The following is a 19,884-nucleotide window of genomic DNA, read 5'->3' on the forward strand; positions in this document are numbered from 1 at the left end:
CTTCCGATGGGCGCTGTGCTGACCTTTCCCCTGGTTCTGCTGATCGTGACGGCGCTGGCCGTTGCGGGCTACATCCTCGGACGCGGACGGGCCGCGCGCATCGCCGCCGCCGCCCCGCGCACGCTGCATTCGCGCCCCAATCAGCACGGCTGGCACGTGGTGTTCGCCACGGCGGCCCCGGCGCTGATCTTCATCATGGTCTGGGCATTCGGCTCGGGCGTGGTGTCCAACATCTATGTCGGCAATGTCATTCCGGACGACCTGGTCGATGTGCAGGTTCCCTTTCAGCAACGCGAAGGCCTGACCGACCGCGAGATCGAGATCCGCGAAGACGTGCTGCGCACGCAGTTCGTGGCCTCGGTCAAGGGGCTGGCTGTGGCCATTGACGGCTATATCGCCAACGGCAATGCGACCGAGGCGGATATCGAGCGGTGGCGCGCCGATCTTGCGCCCCTGCAGGAGCGGCTGCGCGCCGACGGTCAGGTCGTGGGCGCGAGCATCACGCAAGGTATGCTGACGGTTGCGCAGGATTTGCGCGGCTTCAACCGCGCCATTGCCACCATCGGGCCCATCGCCGCGCTGGCGCTGGCGCTGATCGGTTTCGGCCTGTCGCTGCGTGCCATTTCCGCCGAGTTCCGTGCCCGCATCGCGGTCGAGCGCTGGATCCTCGGCTTTCTTGTCTTTGCCTCGACCATGGCGATCCTGACCACCATCGCCATCCTGTCGGCTATCACCGTCCCCTCGATCACTTTTTTCCGGGAATACGGGCTGTTCAATTTCCTGTTCGGCATGGCCTGGGCGCCTGCGGGCGACGTTGTCGGCATTCCGGAAGGGCGCGACGGGGCCTACGAATCCGTTCTGGGCTTTTTGCCGCTGATCTGGGGCACGCTCTACATCTCGCTGGTCGCGCTTCTGGTGGCGGTGCCGCTGGGATTGCTGGCGGCGGTCTACCTGTCGGAATTCGCGTCGAAATGGGTCCGCGCCTGGGTCAAGCCCGCGCTCGAGATCCTCGCGGGCGTGCCGACCATCGTCTATGGTATCTTTGCGCTGATCACGATCGGCCCCTTCCTTCAGGCGGTCGTGGGCGCGACGGTCATGCCCAATACCGTGTCGGTCATGACGGCGGGTGTGGTGATGGGCATGATGCTGGTGCCCTTTGTCTCGTCCCTGTCCGATGACGTGATCAACGCCGTGCCGCAGGCGATGCGCGATGGCTCGCTGGGGCTGGGGGCCACGCAGGCCGAAACGGTGACCAAGGTGATCCTGCCCGCAGCCCTGCCCGGTATCGTCGGCGCGGTTGTTCTGGCCGCGTCGCGTGCCATCGGCGAGACGATGATCGTGGTTCTGGCCGCAGGCGCGCTGTCGAATGTGCAGGGGCTGGAGCCCAACCCCTTTGGTGCGGTCGTCACGGTCACGACGCGGATCGTCGCGGTTCTGACCGGCGAAGGGTCGGGCTTTGACTCCATCGACGTGCTGGCGGTCTTTGCGCTCGCCTTCACGCTGTTCTTCATCACGCTGGGCCTGAACCTTGTCGCCCAGCGCATGGTCGCCAAATACCGGGAGCAGTACGACTGATGTCCGACGCCAGCCTGTCCGGGGCCAAGCCTGCGCCCAAATCCTCGTTGCTGACGCAATCGGCGCTGGTGCGCAAACGCCACCGTGCGGGCGCGACCCTGCGCTGGCTGGGGCTGGGCGCGATTTCCGTGGTCCTGTTCTTCCTGGCGGTTCTGCTATGGTCCATCGTGTCGCGCGGTGTGCCGGCGCTGTTCCAGTACCAGGCGCAGATCGAGCTGTATTACGATCCCGCGATCCTGAACCCCGATGGCGGTCCGGTCGACCCGGAAGAGATCGGGGGCATCAACCTGCGGACCGGGTTCGAGCGGGGGATCTTCACCAATTCGCTGCGGATGACGCTGGAAAACGCAGGTATAGACATCGAAGGCACGGTGGAACGCCGCTGGGTGGTCGAGGCGCTGAACGCGCTTGATGCCGTGGGTCTGACCGGCGGGGCCGAGGTGATCGCGGGCGCAGGCGCGCCGGGTGATGCGGCGCGCGTTCTGGGGCAGGCGGGCAGCGCCTTGCGGGCTGCGGCCAGCGCCTTGGGCGGGGATGACGCGGCGGCGGCGGAGGCTGCGCGCGACACGGCCGCCGAGGCGCTTGGCACGGCGGGCTTTGCGCAAGCGGCCGAGGTCGTGGCCGCCATCGACGCGGCGGGCGGGGCCGATGCTGTCGCGGCGCTGAACGCGACGGGCTATCAGCAGGCGCTGCTGGATGCGGCGGGCGCGTTGCGCCAGCCCGGCGAATTCGACGATGCGGCGCTGTCTTCGCTGATCTACGCCACCAACCGCCGCGATGTGCGTGACCGCCTGGTCGAAAACCCCGATCTGGTCGGCACGACCGAATCCGTGGGCGTGCCCATCGACATCGCCGTCACACGCTACCTGTCGGGCGAATTGACCGGGATCGGCACGGCGCAGATGCCGCCCGGTTTCGACATCGGACAACTGGCGCTGGTCGATGCGATGGAAGATGCGGGCCTGATCGACAACGCCTTTCGCTGGCATTTCTTCATCAATCCCTATTCGCAAAGCGGCGAGATCGCGGGGATCGGTCCGGCGCTGATGGGGTCGGCCTACATGATGCTGGTCGTTCTGGTCTTCTCGCTGATCTTCGGGGTCGCGGCCTCGATCTATCTCGAGGAATTCGCGCCGAAGAACAAATTCACCGATTTCATCGAGATCAATATCGCCAACCTTGCCGCCGTGCCGTCGATCGTTTTCGGTATCCTTGGCGCGGCGATCCTGTTCACGCTGATGGACCTCGGCTTTGGCAATTCGATCCGGGGCACGGCGCTCTTGGGCGGGATCGTCCTGTCGCTGATGACGCTGCCCACGATCGTGATCGCCACACGCGCGGCGCTGAAGGCCGTGCCGCCCTCGATCCGGGATGCGGCGCTGGGCGTGGGTGCGTCCAAGGTGCAGATGGTGTTCCACCACAAGCTGCCGCTGGCCGCCCCCGGCATCCTGACCGGCACGATCATCGGCATCGCGCAAGCATTGGGTGAAACCGCGCCGCTTCTGCTGATCGGCCTGTCGGTGTCGACCGGTGCGGCGCTGTTGTCCTCGCCCTTCTCGGGCGGCCTGCTGGAGCAGGCGCAGTCGATGCCGACCGTGGTCTATCTTTTCGCCCAGAACCAGGACGCGCCGGTGCGCGAGGGCCTCGCGCAATCCGCGATCCTGGTGATGTTGCTTTTGCTCTTTGCCCTGAACATCCTTGCGATCCTCCTGCGGCGCAAGTTCGAGCGGAGGTGGTAAAGCCGATGGAGGATGCCAACATGAACGACATGCGGATGACGGAGCGCGGCGTGAATACCAAGGACATCAAGATCGAGGCCCGCAAGGTGCAGGTCTTTTACGGCGCGAACCACGCCATCAAGGACGTGGATGTCGATATCGAGGACAAGACCGTCACCGCCTTCATCGGGCCGTCGGGCTGCGGGAAATCCACCTTTCTGCGCTGTCTGAACCGGATGAACGACACGATCGACATCTGCCGGGTCGAGGGGGATATCATCCTCGACGGCGAGGATATCTACGACAAGCGCGTCGACCCGGTGCAGCTGCGCGCCAAGGTTGGCATGGTGTTCCAGAAGCCCAACCCGTTCCCCAAGTCGATCTATGACAACGTGGCCTATGGCCCCAAGATCCACGGCCTGTCGCGCAACAAGGCGGAGCTGGACGAGATCGTCGAAAGCTCGCTGCGGCGCGCGGCGCTGTGGAACGAGGTGAAGGATCGTCTGGATGCGCCGGGCACCGGCCTGTCGGGCGGTCAGCAGCAGCGCCTGTGCATCGCGCGCGCGGTGGCCACCAGCCCCGAGGTCTTGTTGATGGACGAACCCTGTTCCGCGCTCGATCCGATCGCGACGGCGCAGGTCGAGGAATTGATCGACGAATTGCGGCAGAGCTATTCGGTGGTGATCGTGACCCATTCGATGCAGCAGGCCGCCCGCGTCAGCCAGAAGACCGCGTTCTTCCATCTCGGGAACCTCGTGGAATTCGGCGAAACCTCCAAGATCTTCACCAATCCCGAGGATCCGAGGACCGAAAGCTACATCACCGGCCGGATCGGCTGAGGCAGTAAGAACAGGGCAGGTATCATGGCGCATTCCGAACATATCGTTTCCGGCTTCGACCGCGATCTGGAGGGGATCCAGGCGCAGATCATGCGCATGGGTGGCCTGGTCGAGGAAGCCATCGCCAAGGCGACCGAGGCGCTGGAAACCCGCGACCTGGAGCTGGCGCGCGCCGTCCGCGCGGGCGACAGGGCCATCGACGCGCTGGACGAAAGCGTCAACGACGAGGCCGCGCGCATCATCGCGCAGCGCCAGCCCATCGCGTCGGACCTGCGCACCGTGCTGACCGTGTTCCGCGTGTCGACGAACCTCGAACGGATCGGGGATTACGCCAAGAACATCGCCAAGCGCACCGAGACGATCATCGACCAGCCCCCGGTCAACGGCACGGGCGCCTCGTTGCGGCGGATGGCGCGGCAGGTCGAGCTGATGCTCAAGGACGTGCTCGACGCCTATATCCAGCGCGACGTGGCGCTGGCCGCCGATGTGCGCGCCCGCGACATCGACGTGGACCAGATGTATTCGGCGCTGTTCCGCGAATACCTGACCTTCATGATGGAGGATCCGCGCAACATCACCACCTGCATGCACCTGCATTTCATGGCCAAGAACATCGAGCGCATGGGCGACCACGTGACCTCGATCGCCGAGCAGGTGATCTACCTGGTGACCGGCGACATGCCCGAGGATGACCGCCCCAAGCAGGATCGCACCGCGCATGACGCGGGCGAGCCCAAGTAAGGAGCGGGGCGATGGCTGGCGAACCGCTGGTGCTTGTGGTCGAGGATGAACCGGCGCAGCGCGAGGTGCTGGCCTATAACATCCAGGCCGAAGGGTTCCAGGTGATGACCGCCGAAGCGGGCGACATCGCGCTGGAAATGGTGCGCGAGACGCCGCCCGACGTGATCGTGCTGGACTGGATGTTGCCGCATGTCTCGGGGATCGAAGTGTGCCGCCAGCTCAAGATGGGCACGGACACCGCGCGCATCCCGATCATCATGCTCTCGGCCCGGTCCGAAGAGGTGGACAAGATTCGGGGTCTGGAAACGGGCGCGGATGATTACGTGACCAAGCCCTATTCGGTGGCGGAATTGCTGGCGCGGCTGCGCACGCAATTGCGCCGGGTGCGGCCCGCGACCGTGGGCGAAAGGCTGGAATTCGAGGATATCCTGATCGATCTGGCCGAGCACCGCGTCTATCGCAACAAGGAACAATTGAGCCTCGGGCCGACCGAATTCCGCCTGCTCACGGCCTTCATGGAACGCCCCGGAAGGGTCTGGAGCCGCGAGCAATTGCTCGACCGGGTCTGGGGGCGGGACATCTATGTCGACAGCCGGACGGTGGATGTGCATGTCGGCCGGCTGCGCAAGGCGTTGAAGGCAGGCGATCACGGCGACCCGATCCGCACGGTGCGCGGCGCGGGTTACGCGCTGGGGTGACCGGGGCCGCCGTGCTGCCGGAAACGGGCGATATCCTGCATCTGGCCGAACCCCTGAAGGGCGTTGCCGATCTGGGCGACCCTGGGGTCGCGCTGTTCCTGTCCGGGGCGGGCGACAGGCTGGCGCATCTGGTGCGCTCTGACGGGCAGGCGGCGCTGGTGGAGGCCGTGGCCGAAACCCGGCCCGATTACGTGTTGATCGGCGGTCTGCCCGACCCGGCCCTGTTCGAGCGGCTCTGCGCGGTGATGCGGAGCGCCACGCTGGGGGTGATCGTTCTGGGCAGGGATGGATTGCCCGATGGCGTGCAGGACATGACGCCCACACGGATCGAGCTTGCACCGCTGGACCCTGCCTGCGGGTTGAACGGCTTTACCCTGCATCTGCGCGCGTTGATGCGGCGCTGCCGCCCGGTGGCGCTGGCCGGGCGGCGCTGGGTGGGCGGCATCGTGCTGGACGAGGCGGGGTTGACCCTGTCGGACGGGACGGGCCAGGCGACCCTGTCGCTCGAGGATATGCGGCTTATCGGGCCCTTGTTCGATGCGCCCGGCAAGGTCTGGTCGCGCGAGGCGCTGCTCGGGATGGCCTATGGCGCGCAAACGATGAACGGGTTGCGGACGGTCGATGTGAAGCTGAACCGGGCCAGGCGGCGGTTGCGCGCGGCGCTGGGGCAGGATCCGGTGCGCAGCGTCAGGGGCGAGGGCTATATCCTTGATCCTGCAACAGGTTGACCCGCGCCCCGGCGCGCGTCATCCCTGAGGCCATCGCCGAGGAGGGCCAAGATGCAGACCGAGCATGCCACCACCCATGACGCGCTGGAAGATCCGCGCAATGCCGACATCCTGATCTACGTCAACGGCGCGCTGAAGCCGCGGGCCGAGGCGACCGTGTCGGTCTATGACAGCGGGTTCCTGTTGGGCGACGGCATGTGGGAGGGGATGCGGCTTTACGACGGGGTCTGGGCCTTTTTCGAAGAGCACATGGATCGCTTTTTCGACAGCTGCAAGGCGGTCGGTCTGGACGTGGGGACGGACCGTCAGGGGATCTTCGAGGCGCTGGAAAAAACGCGTCTTGCCAATGGGATGGTCACGGATGTGCATTGCCGCATGATGCTGACGCGGGGGGTGAAGGTGCGCCCCTTCCAGCATCCGTCGCTGTCGCGCTCGGGGCCGACGCTGGTGATCATCATGGAACATTCCAAGCCCGTGGACCGCTTGGCGAGCGCGGGCATAAGGCTGGCCACCGTCCCGCAGGTGCGCGGTTTGCCGATGAGCCAGGATGCGAAATACAACAGCCATTCCAAGCTGAACTGCGTTCTGGCCTGTCTTCAGGCGGAACAGGCGGGCGCGGACGAGGCGCTGATGCTGGACCCGCATGGGTTCGTGAACACGACGAATGCCTGCAATTTCTTCATCGTGCGGCGGGGGGAGGTTTGGACCTCCACGGGCGATTACTGCATGAATGGCGTCACGCGGCAGAAGGTGATCGACCTGTGCCGGGCCGATGGCATTCCGGTCTTCGAAAAGAACTTTTCGCTTTTCGAGGTCGCGGGTGCGGAGGAGGCATTTCTGACCGGAACCTTCGGCGCGCAGACGCCGGTGGCCGCGATCGACGGCAAGCCCGTGGGCGACGGATCGCGGCCGGTGACGGCGCGGATACAGGCGCTCTACAAGCGGGCTTTGGCCGAGTATGTCGCCGCCAAACAGGGTTAACGCGCGGTCACAGGTATGACGGCGGGGTTAAGACGACTCGCGCGATCTTGACGAAAGGTTGAGAGCGGGGCGTGTGGCGCGGATTTTTTCTTGGTGATGCCGGGTCAGCACAGCGCGGGGGCGTTTTCCTCGAGGAAAACGGGTGGGAAAACCCGGGTTTTCCCGGACGGAAATCTGGAGATTTCCGGGACGCAAAACTGCAGTTTTGCGTCCCCCCTTACAGGCGTTCCACCTCGACCAGGGCGGAATGGGCGCTGGTGCCTTGGCCCAGCCGCGAGGTGCCCACGTCGCGGGTGAGCACATTGGGATTGCCGTTGGCGTCCATGTTCTGGCCCGGTCCGCCGACCCATGCGCCGGTGGGCAGCGCCACGACGCCTTGCACGATGTCGCCCGTCACCCGCGCCCGCGCGCGAACCGCGCCGCGGGCGTTGAAGACGCGGACCAAATCGCCGCTGGCGATGCCGCGCTGGTTTGCGTCTTGTTCATGTAGAAGAATGGTCTCGGGCCGCGCGCCGTCGACATCGGCGAGTGCTGCTTCGAGTTGGGAATGGAGCTTGTCGCCCGGCTGGGGCGAGACGAGGTGGAGGGGCGTGGCCTGCGTGGCCGCGCCCGGCCACTCAGTGGGGGGCAGCCAGACCGGGTGGCCGGGGCAATCGGGATAGCCGAAGCTGTCGATCCGTTCCGAGAAGATCTCGATCTTGCCCGATGGCGTCTTGAGCGGCGCGCCCGTCGGATCGGCGCGGAAGCGGCGCAGGATCGGTTTGGGCTGTTCGTCGGTCGCAAGCTCGAGCTTGACCCAGTTGCGCGCGCGAAGCTCGTCGAGCGTCGGCACGTCGATGCCGGCGGCGCGGCCCCGGTCCATGAGCCCGGCATAGAGATGGGCGATCCATGCGGCGGGATCGCGGCCTTCGGTGAAGGTCTGGCCTACGCCGAGGCGGTCGGCCAGTCCCGAAAAGATCGCGTAATCGTCGCGCGCCTCGCCCACGGGCGGGATCAGCTGCGGCATGTGAAAGAGGTAGTCGTCGAGCGGCGAGCGTCCGATATCCTCGCGCTCGTAGGGGGTGGTGGCGGGAAAGACGATATCGGCGCGCTGGGCGGTGGGCGTCCACCAGGGTTCGTTGACGATGATCGTTTCGGGGCGCAGCCAGGCCTGGTGCAGGCGGTTGAGATCCTGATGGTGGTGGAACGGGTTGCCCCCCGCCCAATAGACCAGCCGGATATCGGGATAGAGGCGGCGTTCGCCGTTGAAATCATAGGGCGCGCCGGGATTGAGCAGCATGTCGGCCACGCGGGCCACCGGGATCACGTCGGGCACGGGGTTCTGGCCCTGCGGCAGGGTCATGCCGCCGATGGGTTTGAAATCCTTGCCGATGCCGCCGATCGCCCCGTAGCCATAGCCGACCCCGCCACCGGGCAGGCCGATCTGGCCCAGCATCGCGGCGAGGGTGGCGGACATCCAATAGGGCTGTTCGCCATGTTCCTGTCGCTGGAGCGACCATGCGACGGTGATCAGCGTGCGGGTCGTGGCCATGCGGCGGGCGAGGCTGCGCACCTTTTTCGGGCTGACGCCCGTCAGCGGCGCGGCCCATTCGGGGGATTTGGGACTGCCGTCATCCTCGCCCATCAGATAGGGGCGGAAGCGGTCCCAGCCGGTCGTGTAGCGGTCGAGGAAGGCGTGATCGGTCAGCCCCTCCTCCTCGAGCACATGGGCGAGCGCCAGCATCAGCGCGGTGTCCGAGCCCGGGCGGCAGGGGAGCCAGTCGCAGCCGTCGGGCGCATCGCTCCGCTGGGGGCCGATGTTGATGCGCGTCATGCCGGTTTGCGCGAAGCGGTCGAACCAACCGGCGGTCTGGTGTTCGGTGATGCCGCCCATGGAGACCATGAAATTCTTGGGGTTGATGCCGCCGAACATGACCAGCGTCTCGGTATGGGCGGCGATGGTGGCGTAGCTGTCTTGCACCTCGTAGGTCAGCGTCAGGAAATTCTCGCCGAAGACATGGGGCATGATCGATTGCGCGCAGCCGGTGGAATAGCTGCCGAAGCTTGCCACATAGCCGCCGATGCAATTGAGGAAGCGATGCACCTGCCCCTGTGCATGGTGGAAGCGCCCGGCCGAGGCCCAGCCGTAGGAGCCGCCGTAGATGGCGCCATTGCCATGGGTCTTGCGCACCCGGTCGAGTTCCTGGGCCGCGATGTCGAGCGCCTCGTCCCAAGGGGGGGTGACGTAATCGCCATCGCCCCGGCCCGACCGGTCGCGGCTGGCAAGCCATGCGCGGCGGATGGAGGGGCGGGCGACGCGGGAGGCATGATGGACGGCGGCGGGCAGGATCGCGGGGATCGCGGGCGGGGCCGGATCGGGGGCGAAGGGGCGGGTTTCGACGATGCGCCCGCCCTCTGTCACCACTTCGAAGGCGCCCCAATGGCTGGAGGTCACGCGGGTCTGGCGGGCGGTGTCGTCCATGAGGCGTCTCTCTGGTGTCATCTGCCGTCTCTATAGCGGGGCCCGGCGCGCTGCGGGAGGGGGGCCTTGCGCCTGCCTTTTGGCAGGGGCATCACTTGGGCCTTAACGGGGGACAGGCAATGACCATCAAGGTGGCAATCAACGGGTTCGGGCGCATCGGGCGGTCGGTGCTGCGGGCCTGGCTCAAGGGCGGCTGGCCCGAGATCGAGATCGTGGCGTTGAACGATATCGCGCCGCTCGGGACCTGTGCGCATCTGTTCCAGTATGACAGCGTTTTCGGGCCCTGGCCCGAAGAGGTGAGCGCGGGCGAGGGCGTCTTGCGCGTGGGGGGGCGTGTGCTGCCCTTTACGCAGGTGCCGGATCTGGCGCTGTTGGACCTGTCGGGCGTCGACGTGGTGATGGAATGCACGGGCCTGGCGCGCACGCGCAGTTTCGCGGAAGCGGGGCTTGATGCCGGGGCGGCGCGGGTTCTGGTCTCAGGCCCGTCGCCGGAGGCGGATGTGACGGTGGTTCTGGGGGCCAATGACGCGGCGCTGGGGGCGGAGCACCGGATCGTGTCGAATGCATCGTGCACCACCAATGCGGTGGCGCCGCTCGCCGCGATGATCGACGCGGAATGGGGGCTGGAAAGCGCGCTGATGACCACGGTGCATTGCTATACCGGCAGCCAGCCGACGGTCGATCAGCCGATGGGCGAGGATTTCGCGAGAAGCCGGGCCGCCGCCCTGTCGATGGTGCCCACGACGACGAGTGCCGCCGTGCTGGTCGATGCGGTGCTGCCGCATCTGGCGGGACGGATCACGGGGTCGGCGGTCAGGGTGCCTGTCGCCTCGGTGTCTTGTGTGGATCTGGCGGTGATCACGCAGGCAAGGCCGCAAGCCGAGGAGGCGGTGGCGTTTTTCCGCGAAAGGGCGGGGCGGTTGGTGGGGTTCACCGACAAGGTGCTGGTGTCGACCGATCTGCGAGCAAGGCCGGAATCGGTCATCGTGCAGGGGCCCGAGATCAAGCGCGCCAAGGGCGGCATGCTGCGCGTCTTTGGCTGGTATGACAATGAATGGGGCTTTTCGTGCAGGATGCTCGATCTGGCCCGCAAGATGGGAGCGATGGGATGAGCGATTGGCAGAGCTGGCAGCGCGAGGCGAATTATGTCGGCGGCGCGTGGATCGGGGCCGATGATGGCCGGACGATCGATGTGACGAACCCGGCCACGGGCGAGGTGATCGGCACCGTCCCCGCTGCGGGCGCGGCGGAAACGCATCGCGCCATCGACGCGGCGGCGGCGGCCTTTGCCGGGTTCGCGGCAATGGACCTGATGGGGCGCGTGGGGCTTTTGTGGAAGCTGCATGATGCGCTGATGGACAACCATGCCGCGCTGGCGGAATTGCTGACCGTCGAGATGGGCAAGCCGCTGGCCGAGGCCAAGGGCGAGATCGCCATCGGGGCGCAATACGTGCGCTGGTATGCCGAGGAAGTGCGCCGGTCCAAGGGCGAGATCGTGCCGGCGGGCGTGAACGGGCGGCGCATCCTTGTGACCAAGCATCCGGTGGGCGTGGTCGGCATGATCACGCCGTGGAATTTCCCGTCGTCGATGCTGGCGCGCAAGATCGCGCCGGCGCTGGCGGCGGGCTGCCCCATCGTTGCCAAGCCCGCCACGGCGACGCCCTATAGCGGGCTGGCCTGGGCGGCGCTGGCCGAGGAGGTGGGCTATCCGGCGGGCGTGGTCAACGTGGTGACGGGATCTGCGCGCGCCATCGCGGGCGCGATGATGGAACGCTCCGAGGTGCGGAAAGTGACCTTCACCGGGTCGACCGAGGTGGGCAAGGAGCTGATCCGGGCCTCGGCCGATACGGTCAAGAAGGTCTCGATGGAGCTGGGGGGGAATGCGCCCTTCATCGTGTTCGACGATGCCGATCTGGATGCGGCGGTCGAGGGGGCCATCGTGTCGAAATACCGCAATTCGGGGCAGACCTGTGTCTGTGCGAACCGGATCTACGTGCAGGCGGGGGTGCATGACGCCTTTGTCGAGAAGCTGGTGGAAAAGACCCGCGCGTTGAAGGTGGGCGATGGGCGCGAGGCGGGCGTGGCGCAGGGCCCGCTGATCGACCTGGCCGCCGTGGCCAAGGTCGAGGAATTGCTCGACGACGCCAAGGGCAAGGGCGCGACCGTGGTCCTGGGCGGGTCGCGGCACCAGTTGGGCGGCACGTTCTTTCAGCCGACGATCCTGACGGGGGCGACGCGCGACATGGCCTTCGCGCGCGAAGAGATCTTTGGCCCGCTGGCCCCGGTGTTCCGGTTCGAGACCGAGGAAGAGGCGGTGGAGATGGCCAATGCCACGGAATTCGGTCTGGCGTCTTATGTCTATACACGCGACCTGGGCCGGGCGTTCCGGATGAACACGGGCCTGCAATACGGGATGATCGGGATCAATTCGGGCCTGATCACCACGGTCGAGGCACCCTTTGGCGGGGTGAAGGAAAGCGGCATGGGCAAGGAAGGCGGGAGCCAGGGCTTGGAGGATTACCTCGATACGAAATACGTGTGTATCGACGGGATCTGATCCCGGCCTCGGCTTTCGTGGTTGGCTGCGGGAGCCTCCCCTTTCGGCGGCAAAGCCGCCTGTCGGGCAGCGGGCGGGAGTTTTTTGGCCAAGATGAAGGGGGGCGCCGCGCGTTAACCTTGATGAAGGGTTACGGGGGCCGCGTTGCACGGGTGCGTGGTGGCCTGCGGTGGGGCCGTCATGCGCCGTAGGTGAGGCCGTCCCCGATCATGCGCAGCGTCTGGCGGGCGATGGCGCGGCCCTCGGCATCATGGGCGGTGCGGGTGAGCACGAGAAGCGCCGTGTAGCGGTCGCAGGAGAGCGCGACGCTGTCCGTCATGCTGGTGATGGTCGCCGAGAGGCTTTCGGTGAGGGCGGCGGGCGCGAGGCCTGCTGCCGCCAGGAGATCGGCGAGATCGATCGCCGCATCCTCGGGGAGGGCGGGGATCAGCGCCTCGGGCAGGGTGATCTCGTCGAGGGCTGCGCGGATGCCGTCGCGGCGGAGCGTTCTTTCGAGGGTGGAGAGGCGGGCCGCGCCGAAGAGATCGGCTTCCTCGGGCGTGGCGCCACGGGTGCTGGCGCGGGCGCGGTGGAGGGTGAAGGCGGGGGGCTGGCCTGCCCCGTCGAGGAGGCGGGCGGGCGGGGTGGCCACTGGCGGGGCGGGTTTGGCTGCAGGGTCGGCCACGCGCGTGCCGCGCCCCGGTTTGCGGTCGAGAAGCCCCATGCCCTCAAGCGTGATGAGCGCGCGGCGCATCGTGCCCTGGCTCACGCCGAATTCCGCGGCCAGCCCGAATTCATTGGGCAGGCGCATGCCGATGGGCCAGTCGCCGCTTTCGATGCGGCGGATCATTTCCGTCTCGGTCGTCTTGTAGAGCGGTTTGCGGGCCATCTTGGTCACTGTCCCCTTTTCATCGGGCATGGCCCGGTTTGGCCGGGCGGTCAATTCAGATGCTCGATCAGGCGGCTGTGGCGGTCGAAGGCGCGGATGAGTGCCCCAAGATTGGGCAGCTCTGCCGCTTCCAGCATCGGGATCATCTTGCGGAAGGCCTCGGCCGTGCCGATGGCATCGCCGATGGCGGTGTGCCGGTCGGCCTCGGGGATCTGGATGTGGAGCCGGGCGCAGAGCGCGTCGAGCGTGTGTTCGGCGGATTGGCCGTAGAGGATCGCGGAACAGAGCACGGTGTCGAGGATCGGCTGGTCGAAGCGCTGGCCGATCTCGGTCTCGCGGCGGCGCAGGAAGCTCATGTCGAAGGGTGCGTTATGGGCGACGAGCACGCTGCCTGCGGCGAAGGTGTGGAAGCGGGCGAGGGCCTCGGCCACGGGGGCGGCATCCGTGACCATCTCGTTGGTGATGTGATGGACGGCGGTGGAGGCGGCGGGGATGCGGCGGCCCGGGTTGACGAGCATGTCGAAGCGTTCGCCCGGAACGATCTTGCCGTTGACGAGGCGCACGGCGGCGATCTGGCAGATCTCGTCGACCTGCGGATTGAGGCCGGTGGTTTCGGTGTCGAAGATGACGAAGCTGAGGGATTTGAGCGCGGCTGCGGCGAGATCGTCGGGGATGTCGGCGTTCAGGAGGTCGAAATCGTAGAGCACGCTGCGCGAGGGGCCCATGGCGCGGGGTGCGGCGAGCGGCAGCGTGAGGCGGAGCGCGTGGCGACCGGGGCCTGCGGGTTCGGCGGTGAGGGCGGTGCCGTGGCTCAGCAGCACATCGGCCCCGGTGAAGCCCGTGAGGCCGGGGGAAAGCGGGGTGGCGAGCCAGCGCGCGGGATCGGCAGGGGCGGGGCTTGCCGCTTCGAGGCTGAGGATTGCCGTGTCGGGCGTGGTGGACGCGAGCGTGAGGGCGAGATCCTTGGCCCCCGTGGCGGTCCAGTCCAGCGCGAGGCGTTCGAGAAGCCGGGTGATGGCGAAGCCGTCGCAGCGCAGGAGGGTCGTGTCGAGATCGGGGGCGAGGGGCGTGCCCTGTGCCGCGAGCCGGGCGGTGAGCGCCGCGCCGAGATCGGTGGCGGCGAGGCGTTCCATCGGCCACCATTGGGTGTCGGTGGCGATCTTGCGGGGGGTGATGCGGGCGACAAGGGCCGTGAGGGCGGTTTTCGCGGATCCGTCAGGCAGGTCGGGCAGGGCGTCGGTGACGCCCTCCAGCATGTCGGTCAGAAGATGGGCGCGTTCGGCCTGAAGCTTGAGGTCGGCGCTGACGTCGCGGAGCGTCAGGATATAGCCCGGGCCGTCGGTTTCCTGTCCCTCGAGGCGGAGGAGGCGCAGGCGCGCCTCGAGCAGGCGGGCGTCAGTGCGGGTGGTCACGAGGATATCGGTGCCTTCGTCCGGCGAGGTGCTGGCGCGGAGGCGCTCATAGGCCTGCCGGATCGGGCCCATGCGCAGGAGGCCCGCGACCGGGCGGCCGAGCCCCAGCGCCTCGGAGGTGCCGAGAATGTCGCGGCACTGGCCGTTGTAGAGCGCGATGGCGTGTTGGGGCGTGCAGAAGAGGACGCCATCGGGCATTTCGGCCAGGAGCGTTTCGAGCCGGGTCTTTTCGGTGGTCAGCCGCGCGGTTTCGCGGCCCACGGCCAGCGCCATGGCGTTGCGGGTTTCGGTCAGGTTGGTGGTGACGGCATTGGCGGCGGGGGCGAGATCGCCGAGGTAGCGGGCGACATCCTGATCGATGCCCTGGTCGACATCGGCATGAGCGCGGGCGCGCAGATCGGCGGCCAGCCGTTCCACGGGGCGGGCGACATGTTCGTCGAAGAGCACCCAGATCCAGGTCGTCAGGCCGAAGATGGCGAGGACGGCGACAAGGCCCGAGATGATGAAGGCGCTGAGGGCATGGGCTTCGCCCAGCCGTATGTAGCCGATGACGAGGCCCGTCACGACGAGGGCGGAGCCGCCGAGCGCGATCAGGGCGAAGAACAGGAAGATGCGCAGGCGCAGGGATAGCCGGGTGAACATGGGTTTGGGGCCTCCTCCTTGCCCCGGTCTGGTGCCTTTGGCCCGGCGGTTCGCGCGACGCCCGGTTGTGGCGGGGTCTGGGTGTCAGCCGGTTGCGGTCTCCCCTCCGCAGACGGCGGTGACGATCGGGTCGGTGGGGCCGGTTTCGCGCCAGGCGGCATTGATGGGCGCGCCTGCCGCGTCGAATTCGGTGGAGGGGTCAAGATCGGCCCAGCGGGCATTGGCGCAATCGACGAGCGCGGGGCGGATGACCTGGGGCTGCCAGCGTTCCTGGATGCGCAATTGCACGACGGTGATGCCGGAGCCGGGGGCGGTTTGAGCATTTTCGGAGGGGGCGAAGCTGATGTAGCCGCGCACCCATGGGCGGATCATGGTCCAGGGTTGGTACCAGGCCTGCTGTTCGCGGGTCGAGATGATCACCAGATCCTCGGGCATGGTGGCGCGGGTGCCGTCCTGCCAGCTGTATTCGAGAGACACGGTTGCGGCGAGCATGGCGAGGCCCGCGCAGACGGGGATGATGCCCTTGGGCAGGCGCTGGCGCGTGAGATGGCGCAGGACGAGGCCGATCCCGGCTCCGGCGAAGCCTGCGAAAATGGCGGTGACGAGGGACCAGAACATGGGTTTGGGGTCACTTTCAGTTGAGGTAGCCGCGGCCTGAGCCTGCGGCGTTCTGCATGGTCTTGATCACGACGAAAGCGTCGCGCAGGTGGCTGCGTTCGAAGTCGCTGAGATCGGCGGGAGGCATGAAATTGTCGGGTTTTTCGCCACGCTTGATCTGGGCAGCCTGATGCGCCAGCCGGGTGTCGGCGATCATGTCGTAGGCGTCAAGCAGATCGCGCCCGCCCGAGGGAGAGACGGCGCGCGCCTCGATGGCGGCGAGAATGCGGGCGCGGGTGTTGGTCTGGGTCAGTTGACCGGTCAGCGCGTAGATGCGGCCCAGATCGACGACGGGCACGACGCCCGCATGCTTGAGGTCGATCGTGTTCTTGTGTTCGCCCGAGCGTGCGGTGGCGAAGCCCCGGAACAGGCCCAAGGGCGGGTGGTGCTTGAGCGAGTTCGAGACCATGTGGGCCACGAAGATCGAGTTCTTGGCGGCCTGTGCCAGGGTTTCGGACTGGAGATCGGAAAAGAGATCGGTGGTGCCGCCGATGGGGCGCAGGTCGAACATGACGGAGGCGAGCATCTGCGCCTCGGTGTCGGGTTTGTTGATCCAGCCGCGGAAATACTGCCGCCAGACCCGGAGCGGTTGGCGCCATTTGATGTTGGTCGCCATCATGTCGCCGGGGCAGTAGAAATAGCCCGCCTCGTTCAGGCCGTCCGAGACGAATTGCGCCAGCGCGGCGAAATAGGCGTCATCGGGGGGTGTCACGGCATCGTCGAGGATGAGGCAATTGTCCTGATCGGAGACGCCCGTCTGTTCCTGCCGCCCCTGCGATCCGCAGGCGAGCCAGAGATAGGGCACGGGCGGCGGGCCCAGTTTCGCCTCGGCCAAGGCCAGAAGGCGGCGGGTCGCGGCATCGCCGATATCGGTGATCAGGCGGGTGACGGTCTGGTGGGGGTTTTGCGCGCCCACAAGCTGCACCAGCAATTCGGGGATGCGGGCGACGATGCGGGCCAGCGTGGCGCTGTCGGGGGCTGTGGCGATCTCGCGGATGAGGGCGGCGGAGGAGGTGGCCTGGAACCGGGTCAGGTCGGTCTGGGTCAGGATGCCGACAAGCTTGCCGCCTTCGGTCACGGGCATGTGGGTGATGCCGCGTTCGACCATGGCGTGCAGCACATCGGCCACCAGCGCGCTGGGGGGCAGGCTGAGGGGATCGGGGGTCATGACCTGCGCTACGGGGGTTTCGGGGGCGCGCCCCTCGGCCACGGCGCGGGCGGTGATGTCGCCGGTGGTCAGGATGCCGCGCGCGGCCCCGTCCACGGTGGCGATGATGCAGGACACGCCCAAGGCGCGCATCTGGCGCGCGGCCTCGATCAGGGGGGTGTCGGGGGCGCAGGTCAGCGGATGTTTCGTCATCAGCTCGGACAGGGCCATCGTGGTGATGTCCTGCCTGCGGGCGGCGGTGGGCCGTGTGCGGTCGAAGAAGCGCAGCACGCGGGGATGGGTGGCCACCAGCGCCTTGAACACCGGGGCGGCGATGGTCAGCAGCACGCTGTCCTCGGTCGCGGTGGCTGTGACGGGGGCGATGCCGTCGCGCATCAGGCCGCGTTCGCCGAAGGAATTGCGTGGTCCGAGGATGGACAGAAGGTCGCCGCCTTCGTCGCTGATCTCGATCCGGCCGGACAGGATCAGGCACAGATGGGTGACGGGCTGGCCGATGCGGTAGACCGTTTCGCCGGCGGCGACGGCCTGCTTGCCGGATTGGGCGGCGAGGTCGGCGCGTTCCTCGGGGGTCAGCAGATCATAGGGATGCGTCTGGGCCAGGATGGCGGCGATGTCGGTCGTCATGGGCATGGGACGAACCCCCCGAAAAGGAAACGGCGCACCCCGAAGGGTCGGGATGCGCCGCCGTCTTGGCCAGAGCCCGCTTTGTCGCAGGCTCTGGATCAGGCTTTCGCCTTACTTGTTGATCGCAGCGCCAGCGCCGCGCGGAATGCGAACGCTTTCCACGAGGTCCTGGATGTGCTGCGGCGGAGCTGCCGTCATGCTGGACACGACATAGGCCACACCGAAGTTGATCAGAGCACCGATCGGCCCGAAGTGGGTCGGCGGGATGCCCAGGATCCAGTTGTCGGCATTGTTCGCCAGCATGTTGGTGCCGGGGATGAAGAACCAGCCGAGGTAGGTGAAGAGGTAGAGACAGGTCACTGCGAGACCTGCAATCATCCCCCAGGTGGCGCCTTCGGCGTTCATCCGCTTGGAGAAGATGCCCATCATCAGGGTCGGGAACAGCGTTGCCGCCGCCAGACCGAAGGCAAGTGCCACTACCTGTGCCGCGAAGCCCGGCGGGTTCAGACCCAGGTAGGTTGCCAGCACGATCGCGCCCGCCATCGAGACACGGGCTGCCAGAAGCTCGCCCTTTTCCGAGATGTTGGGGTTGATCACCGACTTGATGAGGTCGTGGCTGACCGCCGAGGAGATGGCGAGCAGCAGACCTGCGGCGGTGGAGAGTGCCGCCGCGATGCCGCCTGCAGCGATCAGAGCGATCACCCAGCCCGGCAGGTTGGCGATTTCCGGGTTGGCCAGAACCAGGATGTCCCGGTTGAAGTTGGTCAACTCGTTGCCGGCCCAGCCGCGTGCGGCTGCGATGTCGGCCATGCCGGCACCGTTTTCGTTGTAGTACTGGATCAGGCCGTCGCCGTTCTTGTCTTCCCAGCCCAGAAGGCCGGTGGCTTGCCAGGTGAGCATCCAGTTGTAGGCGGGATCGGTCTGGATCGTCTCGATGGACACCGCGTCACCCTCGACGCCCTGGGGCCAGAACTGGGTGGTGATGTTGAGACGTGCCATCGCGCCCACGGCCGGAGCCGTCAGGTAGAGCAGCGCGATGAAGACCAGTGCCCAGCCTGCCGACCAACGCGCGTCTGCCACCTTGGGAACGGTGAAGAAGCGGATGATCACGTGCGGCAGACCGGCGGTACCGATCATCAGCGAGAGGGTGAACAGAGCCATCAGCCAGGGCGTGTTGCCCGAGGTGTATTCGTTGAAGCCGAGGTCGGTCAGAAGACCGTTCAGCGTCACGAGCAGCGGCTGGCCCGCACCGGCCTGACCTTCGGCCATGGTGCCGAACAGGCCCAGACCCGGGATCGGGTTGCCGGTCAGTTGCAGCGAAATGAAGACCGCCGGGATGGTGTAGGCGATGATCAGAACGATGTACTGTGCCACCTGGGTGTAGGTGATGCCCTTCATCCCGCCGAGAACGGCGTAGACGAAAACCACGCCCGAAGCGGTGATCAGGCCGGTGGTCGAGCTGACCTCGAGGAAGCGCGAGAAGGCCACGCCAGCCCCGGTCATCTGCCCGATCACGTAGGTCACCGAGATCACGATGAGGCAGATCACGGCCACGACGCGCGCGGCGTTGGAGTAATAGCGGTCACCCACGAATTCCGGCACGGTGTATTTGCCGAACTTGCGCAGGTAGGGTGCCAGCAGCATCGCCATCAGCACGTAGCCACCCGTCCAGCCCATGAGGAAGGTCGAGTTGGAGTAGCCGACGAAGGCGATGAGGCCCGCCATCGAGATGAAGGAGGCCGCCGACATCCAGTCGGCCGCGGTTGCCATGCCGTTGACGACGGGGTTCACACCCCGGCCTGCGGCATAGAATTCCGACGTGGAGCCCGCGCGGGCCCAGATCGCGATCCCGAAGTAGAGCGCAAAGGACGCGCCCACGACGAGGAAATTGAGTGTTGTCTGATCCATGGTCCGGTCCGCCCCTTATTCTTCGTCCACGCCATGTTCCTTGTCGAGCTTGTTCATACGCCAGGCGTAGAAGAAGATCAGGACGAGGAAGACGAGGATCGATCCCTGCTGGGCAAACCAGAAGCCCAGGTCCGTGCCGCCCACCGCGATGCCGCTGATCAGCGGACGCAGCAGGATCGCAAGGCCGTACGAACACAATGCCCAGATCACGAGACAGATCGTGACCAGGCGCAGGTTCGCGGCCCAGTATGCGTTGTTATCCGGCTTGTTAGCCATTGCTTACTCCCTTCGAAGGTTCCTGCCGACC

16 protein-coding genes are annotated in these 19,884 nt (G+C 66.7%); 9 read left to right on the top strand and 7 right to left on the bottom strand.

The window, feature by feature from the left end; genetic code table 11:
• Nucleotides 1-6 precede the first annotated feature (6 nt).
• Genes pstC through AABA51_RS01725 form a run of 7 tightly spaced genes read left to right on the top strand, consistent with a single transcriptional unit; the run spans nt 7 to nt 7,280 of the window.
• Complete coding sequence (gene pstC / locus AABA51_RS01695; protein WP_338273787.1) at nt 7-1,575, top strand: phosphate ABC transporter permease subunit PstC; 1,569 nt, start codon at nt 7-9, stop codon at nt 1,573-1,575.
• Nucleotides 1,575-3,314, top strand: coding sequence for a phosphate ABC transporter permease PstA (pstA, locus tag AABA51_RS01700; RefSeq protein WP_338273789.1), 1,740 nt, complete (start codon nt 1,575-1,577; stop codon nt 3,312-3,314). The genes pstC and pstA overlap by 1 nt, the downstream gene beginning before the upstream one ends.
• Nucleotides 3,315-3,334: 20 nt before the next feature.
• Entirely contained in the window at nt 3,335-4,132 is a 798-nt protein-coding gene (gene pstB, locus AABA51_RS01705) for a phosphate ABC transporter ATP-binding protein PstB (protein WP_277825915.1), read from the top strand.
• Nucleotides 4,133-4,156: 24 nt separating this feature from the next.
• Nucleotides 4,157-4,873, top strand: a complete 717-nt coding sequence (phoU, locus tag AABA51_RS01710) for a phosphate signaling complex protein PhoU (protein ID WP_338273791.1) — start codon at nt 4,157-4,159, stop codon at nt 4,871-4,873.
• An 11-nt stretch (nt 4,874-4,884) separates the two neighbouring features.
• Nucleotides 4,885-5,571, top strand: a complete 687-nt coding sequence (phoB, locus tag AABA51_RS01715; RefSeq protein ID WP_338273793.1) for a phosphate regulon transcriptional regulator PhoB — start codon at nt 4,885-4,887, stop codon at nt 5,569-5,571.
• Nucleotides 5,568-6,299 carry a winged helix-turn-helix domain-containing protein gene (locus AABA51_RS01720; RefSeq protein WP_338273796.1) on the top strand — a complete coding sequence of 244 codons (732 nt, stop codon included), beginning with the start codon at nt 5,568-5,570 and terminating at the stop codon, nt 6,297-6,299. The genes phoB and AABA51_RS01720 overlap by 4 nt, the downstream gene beginning before the upstream one ends.
• A 51-nt stretch (nt 6,300-6,350) precedes the next feature.
• Nucleotides 6,351-7,280, top strand: a complete 930-nt coding sequence (locus tag AABA51_RS01725) for an aminotransferase class IV (protein WP_338273798.1) — start codon at nt 6,351-6,353, stop codon at nt 7,278-7,280.
• Nucleotides 7,281-7,497: 217 nt separating this feature from the next.
• Here the strand turns inward: AABA51_RS01725 and AABA51_RS01730 are convergent, their stop codons facing one another.
• Nucleotides 7,498-9,741: a molybdopterin-dependent oxidoreductase gene (locus tag AABA51_RS01730; RefSeq protein ID WP_338273800.1), complete on the bottom strand. Its 2,244-nt coding sequence runs from the start codon at nt 9,739-9,741 to the stop codon at nt 7,498-7,500.
• A 119-nt stretch (nt 9,742-9,860) separates the two neighbouring features.
• Here AABA51_RS01730 and AABA51_RS01735 point away from each other — a divergent pair, with 119 nt between their 5' ends.
• Both AABA51_RS01735 and AABA51_RS01740 read left to right on the top strand, forming a co-directional pair.
• Entirely contained in the window at nt 9,861-10,853 is a 993-nt protein-coding gene (locus AABA51_RS01735) for a type I glyceraldehyde-3-phosphate dehydrogenase (RefSeq protein ID WP_338273802.1), read from the top strand.
• Nucleotides 10,850-12,298, top strand: coding sequence for an NAD-dependent succinate-semialdehyde dehydrogenase (locus AABA51_RS01740; RefSeq protein ID WP_338273804.1), 1,449 nt, complete (start codon nt 10,850-10,852; stop codon nt 12,296-12,298). Before AABA51_RS01735 ends, AABA51_RS01740 begins: the two co-directional genes overlap by 4 nt.
• A gap of 178 nt (nt 12,299-12,476) precedes the next feature.
• Here the strand turns inward: AABA51_RS01740 and AABA51_RS01745 are convergent, their stop codons facing one another.
• The 6 genes from AABA51_RS01745 to AABA51_RS01770 form a co-directional block, all read right to left on the bottom strand.
• A complete protein-coding gene (locus AABA51_RS01745) occupies nt 12,477-13,196 on the bottom strand; it encodes a GntR family transcriptional regulator (protein ID WP_338273806.1) in 720 nt (239 codons plus the stop codon).
• A 20-nt stretch (nt 13,197-13,216) separates the two neighbouring features.
• On the bottom strand, nt 13,217-15,220 hold the full coding sequence (locus tag AABA51_RS01750) for a 3'-5' exonuclease (RefSeq protein ID WP_338273808.1): 2,004 nt from the start codon (nt 15,218-15,220) through the stop codon (nt 13,217-13,219).
• Nucleotides 15,221-15,304: 84 nt separating this feature from the next.
• Nucleotides 15,305-15,838 (bottom strand): hypothetical protein, encoded by a 534-nt coding sequence (locus AABA51_RS01755; protein ID WP_338273810.1) that lies wholly within the window; start codon nt 15,836-15,838, stop codon nt 15,305-15,307.
• A 16-nt stretch (nt 15,839-15,854) separates the two neighbouring features.
• Nucleotides 15,855-17,675 carry a DUF294 nucleotidyltransferase-like domain-containing protein gene (locus tag AABA51_RS01760; protein WP_338273812.1) on the bottom strand — a complete coding sequence of 607 codons (1,821 nt, stop codon included), beginning with the start codon at nt 17,673-17,675 and terminating at the stop codon, nt 15,855-15,857.
• 105 nt (nt 17,676-17,780) lie between these two features.
• A complete protein-coding gene (locus tag AABA51_RS01765) occupies nt 17,781-19,577 on the bottom strand; it encodes a sodium:solute symporter family protein (protein ID WP_338273813.1) in 1,797 nt (598 codons plus the stop codon).
• Nucleotides 19,578-19,592: 15 nt separating this feature from the next.
• Entirely contained in the window at nt 19,593-19,853 is a 261-nt protein-coding gene (locus AABA51_RS01770; protein WP_338273815.1) for a DUF4212 domain-containing protein, read from the bottom strand.
• Nucleotides 19,854-19,884 lie beyond the last annotated feature (31 nt).

Source organism: Roseicyclus marinus (assembly GCF_036322625.1).
Classification (GTDB): domain Bacteria; phylum Pseudomonadota; class Alphaproteobacteria; order Rhodobacterales; family Rhodobacteraceae; genus Roseicyclus; species Roseicyclus marinus_A.

Bases quoted from the DNA above. Each gene is read 5' to 3' on its own strand.
- phoB (WP_338273793.1), top strand. From the start codon at position 4,885: ATGGCTGGCGAACCGCTGGTGCTTGTGGTCGAGGATGAACCGGCGCAG.
- AABA51_RS01765 (WP_338273813.1), bottom strand. From the start codon at position 19,577: ATGGATCAGACAACACTCAATTTCCTCGTCGTGGGCGCGTCCTTTGCG.
- AABA51_RS01760 (WP_338273812.1), bottom strand. From the start codon at position 17,675: ATGCCCATGACGACCGACATCGCCGCCATCCTGGCCCAGACGCATCCC.
- AABA51_RS01745 (WP_338273806.1), bottom strand. From the start codon at position 13,196: ATGCCCGATGAAAAGGGGACAGTGACCAAGATGGCCCGCAAACCGCTC.
- phoU (WP_338273791.1), top strand. From the start codon at position 4,157: ATGGCGCATTCCGAACATATCGTTTCCGGCTTCGACCGCGATCTGGAG.
- pstC (WP_338273787.1), top strand. From the start codon at position 7: ATGGGCGCTGTGCTGACCTTTCCCCTGGTTCTGCTGATCGTGACGGCG.
- AABA51_RS01735 (WP_338273802.1), top strand. From the start codon at position 9,861: ATGACCATCAAGGTGGCAATCAACGGGTTCGGGCGCATCGGGCGGTCG.
- AABA51_RS01740 (WP_338273804.1), top strand. From the start codon at position 10,850: ATGAGCGATTGGCAGAGCTGGCAGCGCGAGGCGAATTATGTCGGCGGC.
- AABA51_RS01725 (WP_338273798.1), top strand. From the start codon at position 6,351: ATGCAGACCGAGCATGCCACCACCCATGACGCGCTGGAAGATCCGCGC.
- AABA51_RS01750 (WP_338273808.1), bottom strand. From the start codon at position 15,220: ATGTTCACCCGGCTATCCCTGCGCCTGCGCATCTTCCTGTTCTTCGCC.
- AABA51_RS01770 (WP_338273815.1), bottom strand. From the start codon at position 19,853: ATGGCTAACAAGCCGGATAACAACGCATACTGGGCCGCGAACCTGCGC.
- AABA51_RS01730 (WP_338273800.1), bottom strand. From the start codon at position 9,741: ATGGACGACACCGCCCGCCAGACCCGCGTGACCTCCAGCCATTGGGGC.
- pstB (WP_277825915.1), top strand. From the start codon at position 3,335: ATGAACGACATGCGGATGACGGAGCGCGGCGTGAATACCAAGGACATC.
- AABA51_RS01755 (WP_338273810.1), bottom strand. From the start codon at position 15,838: ATGTTCTGGTCCCTCGTCACCGCCATTTTCGCAGGCTTCGCCGGAGCC.
- pstA (WP_338273789.1), top strand. From the start codon at position 1,575: ATGTCCGACGCCAGCCTGTCCGGGGCCAAGCCTGCGCCCAAATCCTCG.